This window comes from Vibrio caribbeanicus ATCC BAA-2122 (assembly GCF_000165125.1).
Classification (GTDB): domain Bacteria; phylum Pseudomonadota; class Gammaproteobacteria; order Enterobacterales; family Vibrionaceae; genus Vibrio; species Vibrio caribbeanicus.
The window spans coordinates 92,425-106,624 of the sequence record NZ_AEIU01000059.1 but is presented as its reverse complement, the minus strand read 5'-3'; the positions used below and the strand labels follow the sequence as shown (position 1 = coordinate 106,624).

17 protein-coding genes are annotated in these 14,200 nt (G+C 42.3%); 16 read left to right on the top strand and 1 reads right to left on the bottom strand.

Annotated features, from left to right (window positions below; translation table 11 throughout):
- Positions 1–46 precede the first annotated feature (46 nt).
- Entirely contained in the window at positions 47–628 is a 582-nt protein-coding gene (locus RH40_RS06205) for a Maf family protein (protein ID WP_009600566.1), read from the bottom strand.
- 147 nt (positions 629–775) lie between these two features.
- Here RH40_RS06205 and yceD point away from each other — a divergent pair, with 147 nt between their 5' ends.
- From yceD to cydH, 16 genes are all read left to right on the top strand, one after another.
- A complete protein-coding gene (gene yceD / locus RH40_RS06200) occupies positions 776–1,300 on the top strand; it encodes a 23S rRNA accumulation protein YceD (protein WP_009600565.1) in 525 nt (174 codons plus the stop codon).
- Between the two features lie 31 nt (positions 1,301–1,331).
- Complete coding sequence (gene rpmF / locus RH40_RS06195; RefSeq protein ID WP_004414666.1) at positions 1,332–1,502, top strand: 50S ribosomal protein L32; 171 nt, start codon at positions 1,332–1,334, stop codon at positions 1,500–1,502.
- A 9-nt stretch (positions 1,503–1,511) separates the two neighbouring features.
- Positions 1,512–2,537, top strand: a complete 1,026-nt coding sequence (gene plsX / locus RH40_RS06190; protein WP_086009798.1) for a phosphate acyltransferase PlsX — start codon at positions 1,512–1,514, stop codon at positions 2,535–2,537.
- A gap of 5 nt (positions 2,538–2,542) precedes the next feature.
- The gene (locus tag RH40_RS06185; protein ID WP_009600563.1) at positions 2,543–3,493 is read left to right on the top strand and encodes a beta-ketoacyl-ACP synthase III; all 951 of its coding nucleotides are present in this window, start codon (positions 2,543–2,545) and stop codon (positions 3,491–3,493) included.
- A gap of 66 nt (positions 3,494–3,559) precedes the next feature.
- On the top strand, positions 3,560–4,486 hold the full coding sequence (gene fabD / locus RH40_RS06180; protein ID WP_009600562.1) for an ACP S-malonyltransferase: 927 nt from the start codon (positions 3,560–3,562) through the stop codon (positions 4,484–4,486).
- A 24-nt stretch (positions 4,487–4,510) separates the two neighbouring features.
- Positions 4,511–5,245: a 3-oxoacyl-ACP reductase FabG gene (gene fabG / locus RH40_RS06175; protein ID WP_039954369.1), complete on the top strand. Its 735-nt coding sequence runs from the start codon at positions 4,511–4,513 to the stop codon at positions 5,243–5,245.
- Positions 5,246–5,548: 303 nt separating this feature from the next.
- Positions 5,549–5,782, top strand: coding sequence for an acyl carrier protein (gene acpP / locus RH40_RS06170; protein ID WP_009600560.1), 234 nt, complete (start codon positions 5,549–5,551; stop codon positions 5,780–5,782).
- An 87-nt stretch (positions 5,783–5,869) separates the two neighbouring features.
- Positions 5,870–7,111 (top strand): beta-ketoacyl-ACP synthase II, encoded by a 1,242-nt coding sequence (gene fabF / locus RH40_RS06165; protein ID WP_009600559.1) that lies wholly within the window; start codon positions 5,870–5,872, stop codon positions 7,109–7,111.
- A 120-nt stretch (positions 7,112–7,231) separates the two neighbouring features.
- On the top strand, positions 7,232–8,035 hold the full coding sequence (gene pabC, locus RH40_RS06160) for an aminodeoxychorismate lyase (RefSeq protein WP_009600558.1): 804 nt from the start codon (positions 7,232–7,234) through the stop codon (positions 8,033–8,035).
- Positions 8,032–9,048, top strand: coding sequence for an endolytic transglycosylase MltG (mltG, locus tag RH40_RS06155; protein WP_009600557.1), 1,017 nt, complete (start codon positions 8,032–8,034; stop codon positions 9,046–9,048). The genes pabC and mltG overlap by 4 nt, the downstream gene beginning before the upstream one ends.
- On the top strand, positions 9,048–9,683 hold the full coding sequence (gene tmk, locus RH40_RS06150) for a dTMP kinase (RefSeq protein ID WP_009600556.1): 636 nt from the start codon (positions 9,048–9,050) through the stop codon (positions 9,681–9,683). Before mltG ends, tmk begins: the two co-directional genes overlap by 1 nt.
- Positions 9,680–10,642: a DNA polymerase III subunit delta' gene (gene holB / locus RH40_RS06145; protein WP_009600555.1), complete on the top strand. Its 963-nt coding sequence runs from the start codon at positions 9,680–9,682 to the stop codon at positions 10,640–10,642. Before tmk ends, holB begins: the two co-directional genes overlap by 4 nt.
- Complete coding sequence (locus RH40_RS06140; protein WP_009600554.1) at positions 10,633–11,400, top strand: TatD family hydrolase; 768 nt, start codon at positions 10,633–10,635, stop codon at positions 11,398–11,400. The genes holB and RH40_RS06140 overlap by 10 nt, the downstream gene beginning before the upstream one ends.
- Positions 11,401–11,843: 443 nt before the next feature.
- Complete coding sequence (locus RH40_RS06135) at positions 11,844–13,460, top strand: PTS transporter subunit EIIC (protein WP_009600553.1); 1,617 nt, start codon at positions 11,844–11,846, stop codon at positions 13,458–13,460.
- Between the two features lie 3 nt (positions 13,461–13,463).
- Entirely contained in the window at positions 13,464–13,889 is a 426-nt protein-coding gene (locus RH40_RS06130) for a hypothetical protein (protein WP_009600552.1), read from the top strand.
- 211 nt (positions 13,890–14,100) lie between these two features.
- Positions 14,101–14,193, top strand: coding sequence for a cytochrome bd-I oxidase subunit CydH (gene cydH / locus RH40_RS20645; protein WP_009600551.1), 93 nt, complete (start codon positions 14,101–14,103; stop codon positions 14,191–14,193).
- Positions 14,194–14,200: the final 7 nt, after the last annotated feature.

The window sequence follows — 14,200 nt, the reverse complement described above, 5'->3', positions numbered from 1 at the left end:
ATCCTGCATTTTGAAGTCACTTGGGTATATATCACTTTTAATTCGCTTAGAGAATTTCAATGCCTTGTTCTTCGAGCATATCCACGAGGTCGATTAAAGGTAGACCAATCAATGTATTGGGGTCTTTGCCCTCAAGTCTTTCAAATAGTGCGATGCCTAGCCCCTCACACATAAAGCTACCAGCACAGTAAAAGGGTTGTTCTTTATCAATGTAGTGCTCAATTTTTTTCTGGGATAGAGAACGGAAGTAAACGGTAAAAGTATCGACTTTGACATTGGTTTTGTTTGTCACTGTGTTATACACCGCCAATCCTGTATAGAATTGAATTTTTCTTCCGCTTTGCCGTGATAGTTGTTCGATGGCTTTGGCACGATTTAGTGGTTTGCCGATAATGTCACCATCGATAACGCAAACTTGATCACTACCGATAATTAGGCTTGGTTTTTCCGTTGTACATGATTGCGCCTTGCCTATCGCGAGTCGCTTTACCAACTCTAAAGGATCTTCGTTTGGCAGTGGTGTCTCATCAAAATTAGGAGAGGCAGTATCAAATGGAATCGCGAGCTTTTTGAGGAGTTGCTGGCGAAAGGGAGAAGTCGATGCTAAAACAATGGAATAGATTGACATAGTTCTTAAAGCTGGCCTATAAAGTCAGTCAAGCTTAATGCAAATTGAGTACTTGAAACCAGCTCTATTCGTTAAAAGGAAAAAAACTGCACTTTTTTCGCCTTTTTCTTTGACTCAAAACGATTTGGAAGATAAAATTCGCGCCCTATGCAAAAGGTAAAAATACCGCGAACGGTTGACCCAACACGAGCTGCCCAGAAACGCCTTGATTTTGATGGTATCATCCAAGTCAGTCTTTTTAAGCGCTTAACGGAGTCGGTCGAAGGCGTGAAACGCGACGCTCAAGTGTCATTGTCATTTGATTTAGATGAGCAGCGACTCGTTGTTATCTCTGGTAAAGCTAACATCGAAGTCGGTTTAGAGTGTCAACGCTGTAATGAGGTTTTCGCACATGAAAGCGAAGTCCACTTCACTTATACACCGTACCGCGGTGAAAAAACTGAAGAGGAAGCACCGGAAGAGTACGATTTGGTAGATCTTAACGAGTACGGTGAAGTCGACCTAATACAGTTAGTTGAAGACGAGTTTATTCTAAATTTGCCTCAGATAGCAATGCATGATGAAGCGGACTGTAGCGTTGATTCAGATAACATGGTGTTTGGCGAAATTCCAGAAGAAATTGTGGAAGAGAAACCAAATCCATTTGACGTTTTAAAGAGCTTAAAAAAGTAATTTTTTAAGCATCAACACAGGAGTAGGGTCAATGGCCGTACAAAAGAGTAAGAAATCTCGTTCAATGCGTGGTATGCGTCGTTCACACGATGCCCTAACTACAGCTGCACTATCTGTAGACGCAACTTCAGGTGAAACTCACCTACGTCACAACGTAACTGCAGAAGGTTACTACCGTGGCAAAAAGGTTATCAACAAGTAAGGTTGACCTTTGAATATGATTACCGTTGCACTTGATGCAATGGGCGGGGACTTAGGGCCCAGCGTAACAGTGCCTGCCGCCGTGCAGGCATTGTCACATTTTCCGGAGCTTAAAGTGATTCTCATAGGCGATCACTCTACGATTTCCTCTCAACTTTCCGCATTGGGTACTCAACCAAGTGAGCGTTTGAGCATTCAGCATACAGAAAAAGTCATCTCCGACAGTGAAAAACCATCACTGGCTCTTCGTCATCATCATGGTAGCTCTATGGGTAGAGCAATAGATTTAGTCGCTACTCACCAAGCGGATGCCTGCGTAAGCAGTGGAAATACCGGTGCATTGATGGCGCTTTCTCGATTTAAACTGAAGCTTTTACCCGGAGTTGAAAGGCCAGCCCTCATCTCCGCACTTCCAACTTCTTCTGGCGGCCGGAGTTGGATGCTCGACCTCGGAGCGAATGTATCGAGTGATGCTGAAGCGCTTTTCCAGTTTGCTGTTATGGGGAATTGTTTGGTAGAGCAATATATTCATCGGCGTCCTCGAGTTGCACTGTTGAATATTGGTGCTGAGGAAATAAAAGGCAACGATTTAGTTAAGCGCTGTGCCGAAATGCTTTCGGAAACTCAATCGATTAATTTTACGGGTTATATAGAAGGCAACCAGTTACTGTCTGATAAAGTAGATGTCATCGTGTGTGATGGTTTTGTGGGTAACGTTTGTTTAAAAGCATGTGAAGGGACTGCTCAACTTTTTATAGAAAAGTTAAGAACCAGTATCACGTCGAAGTCTTGGAAAGGCTGGATTGCCCAAAAACTATTTTCCAGTGCATTTAATGCACTAAAAACGCTGAACCCCGACCAGTATAATGGCGCAAGTTTGTTAGGATTGCGTGGCATTGTAATTAAAAGCCACGGAAGTGCCAATGTTGAAGCTGTCACTAATGCAATTGGTGAGGCTATTCAACAGGTTAAACTTCAGGTACCAAGCCGTATTAGCGATCGTTTGGAAGCGATTTTACTCGAGAGGCATTATTAGTCTTCATGTATAGCAAAATTTTAGGTACTGGCAGCTACCTGCCATCTCAGATTCGCACAAATGCAGATCTTGAGAAAATGGTAGATACAAGTGATGAATGGATTGTTGCTCGAACGGGTATTAGAGAACGCCGCATCGCTGATAAAAATGAAACGGTTGCTGAGATGGGCTATCTTGCGGCTGAAAAAGCGATTGAAATGGCTGGGATCGATAGAAATGACATTGATTTAGTTATTGTCGCAACCACCAGTGGTAGTCACAACTTTCCTTCATCCGCTTGCCAAGTTCAAGCGAAGCTCGGTATCAAGGGTTGTCCTGCTTTTGATTTGGCTGCTGCGTGCTCTGGTTTCGTTTATGCTCTCTCAGTTGCAGATCAGCATGTCAAAACGGGCATGTGTAAAAATGTTTTGGTTATCGGTGCTGATGTTTTATCTCAACTGTGTGATCCGACAGACCGTTCTACTATCATTCTGTTCGGTGATGGTGCAGGAGCAATGGTTGTCGGTCAAAGCGATGAGCCAGGGATACTTTCTACCCACATTTACTCAGATGGCCGTTTTGGTGAATTATTAAGTGCTGAAGCACCAAAACGGGGTGAAGACACAGATAAATGGCTGCATATGGCCGGTAATGAGGTATTTAAAGTTGCCGTGACTCAGCTATCTAAGCTGGTAAAAGATACTTTAGAGGCCAACGATATGCATAAATCTGAGCTTGACTGGTTAGTTCCACATCAAGCTAACTACCGCATTATTTCGGCTACGGCCAAAAAACTGTCAATGTCTTTGGACCAAGTCGTTATTACGTTAGATAAACACGGCAATACTTCTGCTGCAACGATACCGACAGCGATGGACGAAGCGGTTCGAGACGGCCGCATTAAACGTGGTCAGACGCTATTACTTGAGGCATTTGGTGGAGGCTTCACTTGGGGCTCTGCCCTAGTTAAGTTTTAGCCTAATGAGAATTCATCTACGAGGTGTCGCGAGACACCTCTATTACTTTGATTAAAGGAAAAGTTAATGAGCAAGTTTGCTATTGTATTTCCAGGTCAAGGCTCCCAATCTGTAGGGATGCTTGCAGAGCTTGGCGAACAATATAATGTGGTAAAACAAACCTTCGATGAAGCCTCTGATGTACTTGGCTATGATTTGTGGGCTTTGGTTCAGAATGGCCCCGTTGAAGACTTAAATCAGACTTTTCGAACCCAACCAGCTCTCTTAACTGCCTCCGTTGCGATTTGGCGTGTTTGGCAAGAGTTGGGTTTTGAGCAGCCTGCAAATCTCGCTGGGCATAGTTTAGGTGAGTATTCTGCACTTGTTTGTGCTGGAGTTGTTGACTTTAGAGAAGCCGTTAAGCTTGTAGAATTGCGTGGCCGCTTGATGCAAGAAGCTGTTCCGTCTGGCACGGGCGCTATGTACGCCATCATTGGTCTCAGCGATGATCTTATTGCCAAGGCTTGCTCGGAAGCAGCACAAGACGACGTTGTCTCACCGGTCAACTACAATTCACCGGGCCAAGTCGTTATTGCAGGTAGTAAAGATGCAGTAGAAAGGGCAGCGATACTTTGTAAAGAAGCAGGAGCAAAACGTGCACTGCCACTTCCTGTATCAGTACCATCACATTGTGCCCTGATGAAACCTGCGGCCGATAAGTTAGCGATGGCTCTTGAAACAATTGAATTTAAACTGCCGAATCTACCAGTTATTAATAATGTTGATGTGATTGCTGAGACAGACCCAGAAAAAATTAAAGATGCTTTGGTTCGCCAATTATACAGCCCTGTTCGTTGGACTGAGAGTGTAGAACTTATGGCACAACAAGATGTCGAAAAGTTGCTTGAACTTGGTCCAGGCAAAGTATTAACAGGGCTTACTAAACGAATTGTAAAAACACTCAGCGGTGCAGCTGTCAATGATGTTACATCATTAGAAGCCGCCAGGTCTTAGTCAGTTTTGAGGATTATAGAAATGATGAATTTAGAGGGTAAAATTGCACTTGTAACAGGTGCAAGCCGCGGTATCGGTCGTGCCATTGCAGAGCTTTTGGTTGAACGTGGTGCCACGGTTATAGGCACAGCGACCTCAGAAACTGGTGCTGCAGCTATCAGTGATTACTTGGGTGATAAGGGACGCGGATTAGCGCTCAATGTGACTGATGTTGAGTCTATTGAAGCGACGTTAAAGACCATCAATGATGAGTTTGGCGCTATTGATGTGCTAGTTAACAACGCGGGTATTACCCGTGATAACTTATTGATGCGAATGAAAGATGATGAATGGAATGACATTATCGATACTAATCTGACACCTATATACCGTATGTCAAAAGCAGTTTTACGTGGCATGATGAAAAAACGTGCTGGTCGTATTATTAATGTTGGCTCAGTTGTTGGTACTATGGGCAACGCGGGTCAAGCTAACTACGCTGCAGCGAAAGCTGGTGTGATTGGTTTTACCAAATCTATGGCTCGTGAGGTTGCGTCACGCGGCGTCACAGTGAACACAGTGTCGCCCGGCTTTATTGAAACGGACATGACTAAAGCATTGAATGATGATCAAAGAGCTACGACATTGGCGAATGTGCCTGCAGGTCGTCTCGGAGACCCACGTGAAATTGCATCAGCTGTTGTCTTCTTAGCATCGCCAGAAGCAGCGTACATTACTGGTGAAACTTTGCATGTAAATGGCGGGATGTACATGGTTTAATTGATTCATTTGTAATTTTGAATGCGGATTACATAAAATTTCATTCAAATTTCTACGAATAGAATAAATTTTACTGAATATCTTTAATTTAGCTATTTATTGTCATAAAAATCGCCTATAGTTTGCGGTTAGAGATGTAAAGGTGCACAACATTTGTGCATGATTTATATCAAAAATGTGTTGAATTTCGGTTAAAATCGCTAAAATTGTGGTTTGACCAGCAAGACCCCTCTTGCAACTTTCATTAGTTCGAATAAACTACTGAATCATCGCATTAAGCGAAATCTGTAAAGGAAAAGAAAAATGAGCAACATCGAAGAACGCGTAAAGAAAATCATTGTTGAACAGCTAGGTGTAGACGACGCTGAAGTTAAAAACGAAGCTTCGTTTGTAGACGACCTAGGTGCGGATTCTCTAGACACTGTTGAACTAGTAATGGCTCTAGAAGAAGAATTTGACACTGAGATTCCAGACGACGAAGCTGAGAAAATCACTACTGTTCAAGCTGCGATCGATTACGTAAACAGCGCTCAGTAATATCTCACCCAGGCGGCCTTCTGGCCGCCTGAGTTCTATCTGAACTATTCATATTTTCAAAAAATTTTAACTCCGGAGAGTAAAATCGTGTCCAAGCGTCGTGTTGTTGTCACTGGCATGGGTATGTTGTCACCGGTAGGCAACACAGTAGAATCTTCTTGGAAAAACCTAGTCGCTGGTAAGAGTGGTATTGTTAGTATTGAACATTTCGACACTGAAAATTTTTCCACTCGTTTCGCAGGCCTAGTCAAAGACTTTGATTGCACCGATTACATGTCGAAAAAAGATGCTCGTAAAATGGATTTATTCATTCAATACGGCATTGCAGCAGGTATCCAAGCTCTTGATGATTCTGGTTTACAAGTTAATGAAGATAACGCAGCACGTATAGGTGTTGCTATTGGCTCAGGAATTGGTGGTCTCGATCTTATAGAGGCGGGTCACACTGCACTTGTAGACAAGGGACCTCGTAAGGTAAGCCCATTTTTCGTTCCTTCAACCATCGTTAACATGGTTGCAGGTAACTTATCTATTATGCGTGGATTGCGTGGCCCAAATATTGCCATCTCAACAGCGTGTACAACAGGCCTTCATAATATCGGCCATGCAGCACGAATGATTGCATATGGCGATGCGGAGGCTATGGTTGCCGGAGGTGCAGAAAAAGCATCTACTCCTCTAGGTATGGCTGGCTTTGGAGCAGCAAAGGCACTGTCTACGCGTAATGATGAACCTGAAAAAGCTTCTCGTCCTTGGGATAAAGATCGTGATGGTTTCGTTCTAGGTGACGGTGCTGGAATGATGGTACTCGAGGAATATGAGCACGCTAAGGCTCGCGGTGCTAAAATTTACGCTGAGTTAGTGGGCTTCGGTATGTCAGGTGATGCTTATCATATGACTTCTCCAAGCGAAGATGGCTCCGGTGGAGCTCTTGCGATGGAAGCCGCCATGCGTGATGCAGGGATCATTGGTACTCAGGTCGGTTACGTTAATGCTCACGGCACGTCTACACCAGCTGGTGATGTGGCCGAGATAAAAGGTGTGAAGCGGGCTTTAGGCAAAGAAGGTTCGCAACAAGTTAAAGTTTCTTCGACTAAATCTATGACGGGCCATTTGCTCGGTGCTGCAGGCTCGGTAGAAGCGATAATCACAGTGATGTCCTTGGTAGACCAAATTGTTCCGCCAACCATCAACTTAGACAATCCAGAAGATGATCTTGATATTGATCTCGTTCCTCACACTGCTAAAGAAGTATCAATGGAATACGCAATTTGTAATTCCTTTGGTTTCGGCGGTACAAACGGGTCTCTAGTATTTAAGAAAATTTAAAATACTGGACTGTCACCGAGAATTAACGGCTTAATGCTTTGGCATTGAGCCGTTTTTGTTATTAAATACCCCATCGATGGATTTCCAGTATAGCTATTAAGTTCGAATGAAAGGAGCACGATGTTTTTAGTTAATGGTGAGTGGTCTTCTGTAATTTCTATCGCAGATCGGTCTTTTCAGTATGGTGATGGCTGTTTTACTACGATGCTGACACAAAATGATCGGATTGTGCACTGGATAGAACATATGGAGCGGATGAATAGCTGCCTTGATGTTTTAAACATTCCAAGACCCGACTGGAAGCAGGTTGAAGAATGGCTTGAGCAAGTTAATACCGGAGAAGATAAGGGCGGGTTAAAGCTACTTATCACAAGAGGTGAGGGAGGTCGTGGTTACAGTCCATCGCAAGTTGGCAAGCCTAATATCGTCATTAGTAGGTTTGAGTTTCCTCTCCATTATCAAAATTGGGCTCAAGTCGGAATAGAATTAGGAGTGTGCCAAACTCCGCTAGGTCATAATCCATTACTTGCTGGCCACAAGCATAATAATAGATTAGAACAAGTATTACTTAAATCAGAGATGGAACGTCAAGCAAAAGTCGACGGTGTTGCTTTCGATATTGATGGTTATGTTATCGAGACAACGAGGGCGAATATATTTTGGCTTACAGATAACACTTTGTATACACCCTTGCTTGATCGAGCCGGAGTCAATGGTGTTATCAGGCGTAAAATACTCGATTGGGCATTAAAAGAAAATATCATCGTTTATACTGACCGATTTAGGTTAGACGCTCTCTTAGGTGCAGAGGAGGTTTTTATCTGTAATTCTATTTTAGGTGTTGCGCCAGTGCACACTATTGAGTCGAATTCGTATAAAATAGGCAAGTTTACTCGTCATATTCAGGAGATGTTTCAATCGTGATTAAAAGGATCGCTCTTTTTGCTATTGTTGTTGCAACCATACTCGCAGGGGGATTTTTTTTCGTCGAGCGGCAGGCGGAGCAATACGTTAATCAGCCGTTACAACTTAAAACAAGTACTGAGATTTTTACATTGCACAATGGGAGAAGCTTTCAACGTGTGTTGCATGATTTAGCTCAAGCTGAGCTAATTAATACGAGTAAAATCGAAAAAGTACTGCGTTTTTTGCACCCAGAGTTGACGCACCTAAAAGCAGGGACTTATCAGTTAGAAGCTGATATGACACTTAAACAAGCTATTCAATTATTTCAGGAAGGTAAAGAACACCAATTTTCCATTACTTTCGTTGAGGGCTCAACATTCCAAGATTGGCTTGAGGTGTTTAAAAATACTCCCTACTTAAAGCATCAAATCGAGCATTTAAATGAAAAGCAAATTGCAGATAAATTGGGCTTATCTCACGATAAATTAGAAGGCTTATTTTTAGCAGAAACTTATCACTATACCTATGGGACTTCAGATTTAGATATTTTACAAAGAGCGTCACTGAGACTAAAAAAGATGCTCGACAGATATTGGACGGAAAGGCAAGAAGACTTGCCTTTAGAGTCGCCTTACGACGCTCTCATTCTCGCTTCGATTATTGAGAAGGAAACAGCAATAGACTCGGAGCGTAACCGTGTTGCAAGTGTATTTATTAATCGCTTGAATAAGCGTATGCGTTTACAAACTGACCCCACGGTGATCTATGGAATGGGTGATAAATACGACGGAAATATTCGTAAGCGAGATCTTAGAAATCCTACGCCTTACAACACTTATACCATACTAGGTTTACCACCGACTCCAATTGCGATGATTGGTGAAGCATCTATTGTTGCTGCGTTGAACCCTGAAAAGAGCCCTTACCTTTATTTCGTTGCCAGTGGTAAGGGAGGACATGTATTTTCGAAAACATTAACTGAACACAACCGTGCTGTGCGTGCGTATTTGAAACAACTAAGAAGTCAATAATGAAATCAGCGAAATTTATCGTCATTGAAGGATTGGAAGGTGCTGGAAAAAGTACTGCAATCAGAGCAGTAGAACAGTCCCTTGGCAATCTTGGAATCAGCCAAATCCAAAAAACACGCGAGCCGGGCGGTACTGAACTGGCAGAAAAATTACGCTCTCTTGTCAAGGAAGAACACCCAGGAGAAGTATTACAAGACATGACAGAGCTTTTGTTGATGTATGCGGCGAGAGTTCAGTTGGTTGAGAATATTATTAAGCCTGCATTAGAAAATGATGTATGGGTTATAGGTGATCGCCATGATATGTCTTCTCAGGCTTATCAGGGAGGTGGGCGTCAAATAGCTAATGAGACGATGAGCCTACTTAAGCAGACAGCGCTCGGTTGCTTTAGACCAAATTTAACGATCTATCTTGATATTGAGCCAAAACTTGGTTTGGAGCGAGCTCGAGGTAGGGGGGAGCTAGATCGTATTGAAAAAATGGATTTAGGCTTCTTTGAACGAACACGTCAGCGTTATTTGGAACTTGCCAAAGAGGATGATTCTGTATTTATTGTCGATGCGAGTCAGAGTATTGCGCAAGTAGCTGAGTCAATAGATAAGCTGGTTACTGACTGGGTACAGAAAACACAATGATATCCCCATATCCATGGCTTGCTGCTGTATGGGAAAAATGGCAAGTGAGTCTAGAGTCGAGCCGTTTTCCAAATGCCGTTTTATTAGAGACAGCTGCTGGCTTTGGCAGTGAGGCTTTAGTTAGCGCTTTAAGCCGAGCTGTTTTATGTCAAAATAATCTATCTGAAGGGTGTGGTTTTTGCCACAGTTGTCAATTAATGGAGTCGAACAGTCACCCTGACTTTCATTGTGTGCAACCAGAAAAAGAAGGCAAAACGATTACAGTCGAGCAAATACGCCAATGCACTCGTGTAGCGTATGAGTCTTCACAGCTTGGTGGTTTAAGGCTTTTTGTCATTGAGCCTGCTGAGTTTATGAATGAACCAGCAGCCAATGCTTTGCTGAAAACACTTGAAGAACCTCCAGAAAGATGTATTTTCCTTTTGGTCACCGACAGAGTCAGTACGTTGATGCCCACGATTATTAGCCGTTGTCAGAAATGGCGAGTGCCGCAGCCTGATTACCAGGAAGTTATTCAATGGCTGGAACAACGATTGGATCAGCCAGTCGACAGCTATATTCCCCATTTAGTCGACGGTGCACCTTTATCTGCTTTAGCGTTTATTGAGCAAAATAAATCTCAACAGTACACAAGCATTGAGTCTGAGTTGATTAAACTTGCTCGTGGTGATGGCGATATCATGTCGTTGAGCAAAATGATCTCAGTTGAGCCTATAGAACGACTATCATGGATTTGGCATATTCTGACTGATGCTCAAAAACTCCAATACGGCGTACACAAGCCTTTCTATACGCCAGGCTCTGAAACATTATCTAAAGCGAAGAGCTATTCTTTTTTGTATGACCGGTCGAGAGAGTTATTAACTCTATTGAATAGACTAGGCGAACACTCAGGTCTTAACGCTGAGCTTTTGATTATGGATTGGCTTTTCAACTTTAATGAGGAAACATGTTTATAGACTCTCATTGTCACCTTGATAAATTAGACTTACAAGACGTACACAACGGCTTGGATGACGTTTTACAAAAAGCGCGTGAAGTCAAAGTGACAGAAATGCTCTCAGTGGGCGTCACGCTCGATTCCTTTCCTAAGATGTTAGGTATGATAGAACCTCATTCAAATATCTATGCTTCATGTGGAGTCCATCCATTGGATGTGGAGAGCCCTTTTGCTCTTGACCTACTGCATGAATACGCTTCTCACCCGAGGGTAGTTGCAATTGGCGAGACCGGCCTTGATTATCACTATCAACCAGAGACATCTCAGTTACAAAAACTTCGGTTTGAGCAACAGGTCGATCTTGCTGTGAAGTTAAATAAGCCATTAATTATTCATACACGCAATGCTCGTGAAGATACTTTGTCAATCCTTCGTAATGGACACGCAGATCAATGTGGCGGGGTGATTCATTGTTTTACCGAGGATTTACCGTTTGCTGAAGCGGCAATAGAGCTTGGATTTTATATTTCGATCTCGGGGATTGTGACTTTTAAACAAGCAACGGAGTTGAAAGAGGTTGTTAAAGAACTTCCCCTCGAACGCCTACTCATTGAGACTGACTCTCCTTATTTAGCGCCGGTTCCACACAGAGGAAAAGAGAACCAACCAGCTTATGTAGTAGAAGTTGCTTCTTACATTGCTCAGTTAAAAGGTTGCTCACTTAGTGAGGTTGCTGAAAAAACGACGCAAAATTTCAAAAAACTTTTTTTGCAATAAAAAAAGAGTTTTTGTTATTTTATGATACTAAAAGGGGGGCAACTCCCTTTTCTTGCTTTTTCTGATGAAATTAAAGCCTTATCACACCTAATGTGAAAAAAATGTCGGCAAAAGTCTCAAAGTATTTTTTTGTTACAAAAAATAACATTCATGGCGAATTTATTTACCCATCGAAATTAATAAAAATTGTTTGTTTTTTTATTTAAATCAATAATTTAAATTGATAATTTGTGCGTTATCGCATGTTTTTTACTGTGATCTATCTATGAGTTTGAAACTTAATTCAGCAAGTTGGTAGAAAGTCTAATTGTCATCAATATATATTTAGAGCCGGAAAATAATATCTGATAAAGGTGTTCGTTTCCTAGGGTGCTAACATTTAAGGCTACGGGGGTGTGCCGTTAGAACCCGATTATTCTATCAATTAATCAGGAGCATGAATGATGAAAGGTTTCTTTAGTAAACTTTCACAAGCCATTATGCTGCCTATCGCATTGTTACCTGCAGCAGGTATTATGCTAGGTATCGGTGGCAGCTTTACAAACCCTACCATGATTGAAGCGTATAACATCGCAGTTCTTCAAGATGGTAGTGTACTAAACAGTTTTTTACAGGTTATGACGGCTGCCGGTGGTATCGTTTTTGCTAACCTACCTGTTATGTTTGCACTTGCTATTGCTGTAGGGTTTGCTCGAGCAGAAAAAGGTGCTGCAGCATTAGCCGCACTAATCTCATATTTGGTGATGAATGTTGCGATTGCTAAAACGCTCGTTGTCGCCAATATGATCAACACAGCTTCTAATACTGTTGTTTTGATGGGCTCTGAGTATCCAGGCGTTTTGTCTGATATTTTAGGAATATCAAACACGCTTAGTATGGGAGTTTTCGGTGGTCTTATTGCAGGTGCTATCACTGTTGTTCTACACAACAAATATCATGATGTAAAACTTGCTGATTACCTAGGCTTCTTTGGCGGAGCTCGCTTTGTTCCGATCATTAGTGCTTTCGCAGCGCTCTTTTACGGGATTGCACTCACTTTTATTTGGCCTTTCTTCGGAGCGGCATTTGGCGCTATCGGTACGGCACTTGGCGAGATGACAGCAAGTGGCCACGGTTATATTGCCTCGTTCATTTTTGGTGTTATCGAGCGTTCACTGATTCCTGTTGGTCTTCACCATGTATTCTATCTACCACTATGGCAGACTGAGATAGGCGGCACAGCTGAGATTGCAGGTGAAGTGATCAAAGGCACTCAAAATATGTTCTTCAGCTCTTTAGCAAGTGGTGACTTTTCTCAGTTTACAGCAACGAACTTTATGACGGGTAAATTCCCATTCATGATGTTTGGTTTGCCAGCGGCTGCTTATGCTATGTATACGCTAGCCGACAGTGAAAACAAAAAAGCAGCAGGAGGGTTACTATTTTCTGTCGCTCTTACCGCTTTCCTGACTGGTATTACCGAGCCCATTGAGTTCACATTCCTCTTCTTGTCTCCAGCACTTTACTATGCGATACATGTTCCATTGGCTGGTTTATCCTTCTTGTTGATGGACTTCTTGAATGTCAAAGTTGGTATGACCTTTAGTGGCGGTTTTATTGATTTCACCTTATTCGGTATGCTGCCGGGCTTGACTGGCGTTGAAAATAACTGGTTCTATATTCCTCTCGTGGGTATTGCCTATGCTGTTATTTACTTCCTAATCTTCCGTTGGTATATCATTAAATTTGACGTTAAAACTCCAGGACGTAAGGGTAGCGCGGTAGCGGTTGTCTCTAAGAAAGATTACCAAGCTTCAAAAGGAAACCAGGCTGACGACCAAAAGGCGCAACAAATGATTGAGGCGCTGGGTGGTAAAGAGAATATTGTTGATGTTGATGCCTGTATTACTCGTCTTAGGATCACGGTTAAAGACAATGGTCAGGTCAAGGATAATGATCACTGGACCCAAGAACTTGGTGCTCGTGGCTTGGTTAAAGTCGGTGATACCGGGATTCAAGCAATCTATGGTGCTGAGGCAGCCGGCTTCAAAGCACAAATTAATTCTTTATTGGGTAAGTAAACGTTGTTTAGTGAGAAATTCAGGCGAACTGGTGCCTTTGTAATTGATATCTTAATTGCTAAAATGTTTACTCAGGCGCTGTTGTCCGGTTTGATATTTCTCACGTATGACTTTATCAATAGCTCTGGAGCTAAGTTATCATTAAATGATGATGCTGCTTTGCCAGTATTACTAGCTTTGGTTATGTCTATCATGATGACTTTTATCATAATCTATATGACGTATAGCATGTTGTGTTTTCGTCTCATAGGCCGCTCACTGGGTAAATACTTATTGAGTGTGCCAGAGCCGGAGCATTATTCTGTCAAAGCCTACGGCTCTAAGGAGTTTCGTAAGATCTTTTTGACTGTTGCGTCTTTGGGTTTGTATCCCCTTTATGCGGGACTACAGCTCTATATATATGATAGGCCTCCCTACCATCTGCAGTGATCTTGAACCATAAGACAAAAGCCAGCGAACTTGCTGGCTTTTTCTTTGCGTCATTTAACGATAAATCTTACGCAAACTTAACGTACAAATGACGTTAAATCCTTTCTTCAAACGTGATGTTGGCACCATAATATAATAGTAACAAGGCACAAATGTTGAATGTGTGTTTTTTAGGTGTTATTCATTTGTTATCGGCTTTTGAGGGGTTGCTATGGAATTTAATTTGAAGTTTGCATTGCTTATTACGGCGGTAGTTTTTGCCATTATTCTTGGCTTTGGTATAACCGCTATTACTTCTGCTTAGTCCATAT

Bases quoted from the DNA above. Each gene is read 5' to 3' on its own strand.
- tmk (WP_009600556.1), top strand. From the start codon at position 9,048: ATGAAATCAGCGAAATTTATCGTCATTGAAGGATTGGAAGGTGCTGGA.
- fabG (WP_039954369.1), top strand. From the start codon at position 4,511: ATGAATTTAGAGGGTAAAATTGCACTTGTAACAGGTGCAAGCCGCGGT.
- yceD (WP_009600565.1), top strand. From the start codon at position 776: ATGCAAAAGGTAAAAATACCGCGAACGGTTGACCCAACACGAGCTGCC.
- pabC (WP_009600558.1), top strand. From the start codon at position 7,232: ATGTTTTTAGTTAATGGTGAGTGGTCTTCTGTAATTTCTATCGCAGAT.
- fabD (WP_009600562.1), top strand. From the start codon at position 3,560: ATGAGCAAGTTTGCTATTGTATTTCCAGGTCAAGGCTCCCAATCTGTA.
- RH40_RS06135 (WP_009600553.1), top strand. From the start codon at position 11,844: ATGAAAGGTTTCTTTAGTAAACTTTCACAAGCCATTATGCTGCCTATC.
- rpmF (WP_004414666.1), top strand. From the start codon at position 1,332: ATGGCCGTACAAAAGAGTAAGAAATCTCGTTCAATGCGTGGTATGCGT.
- holB (WP_009600555.1), top strand. From the start codon at position 9,680: ATGATATCCCCATATCCATGGCTTGCTGCTGTATGGGAAAAATGGCAA.
- RH40_RS06140 (WP_009600554.1), top strand. From the start codon at position 10,633: ATGTTTATAGACTCTCATTGTCACCTTGATAAATTAGACTTACAAGAC.
- cydH (WP_009600551.1), top strand. From the start codon at position 14,101: ATGGAATTTAATTTGAAGTTTGCATTGCTTATTACGGCGGTAGTTTTT.
- RH40_RS06205 (WP_009600566.1), bottom strand. From the start codon at position 628: ATGTCAATCTATTCCATTGTTTTAGCATCGACTTCTCCCTTTCGCCAG.
- acpP (WP_009600560.1), top strand. From the start codon at position 5,549: ATGAGCAACATCGAAGAACGCGTAAAGAAAATCATTGTTGAACAGCTA.
- RH40_RS06185 (WP_009600563.1), top strand. From the start codon at position 2,543: ATGTATAGCAAAATTTTAGGTACTGGCAGCTACCTGCCATCTCAGATT.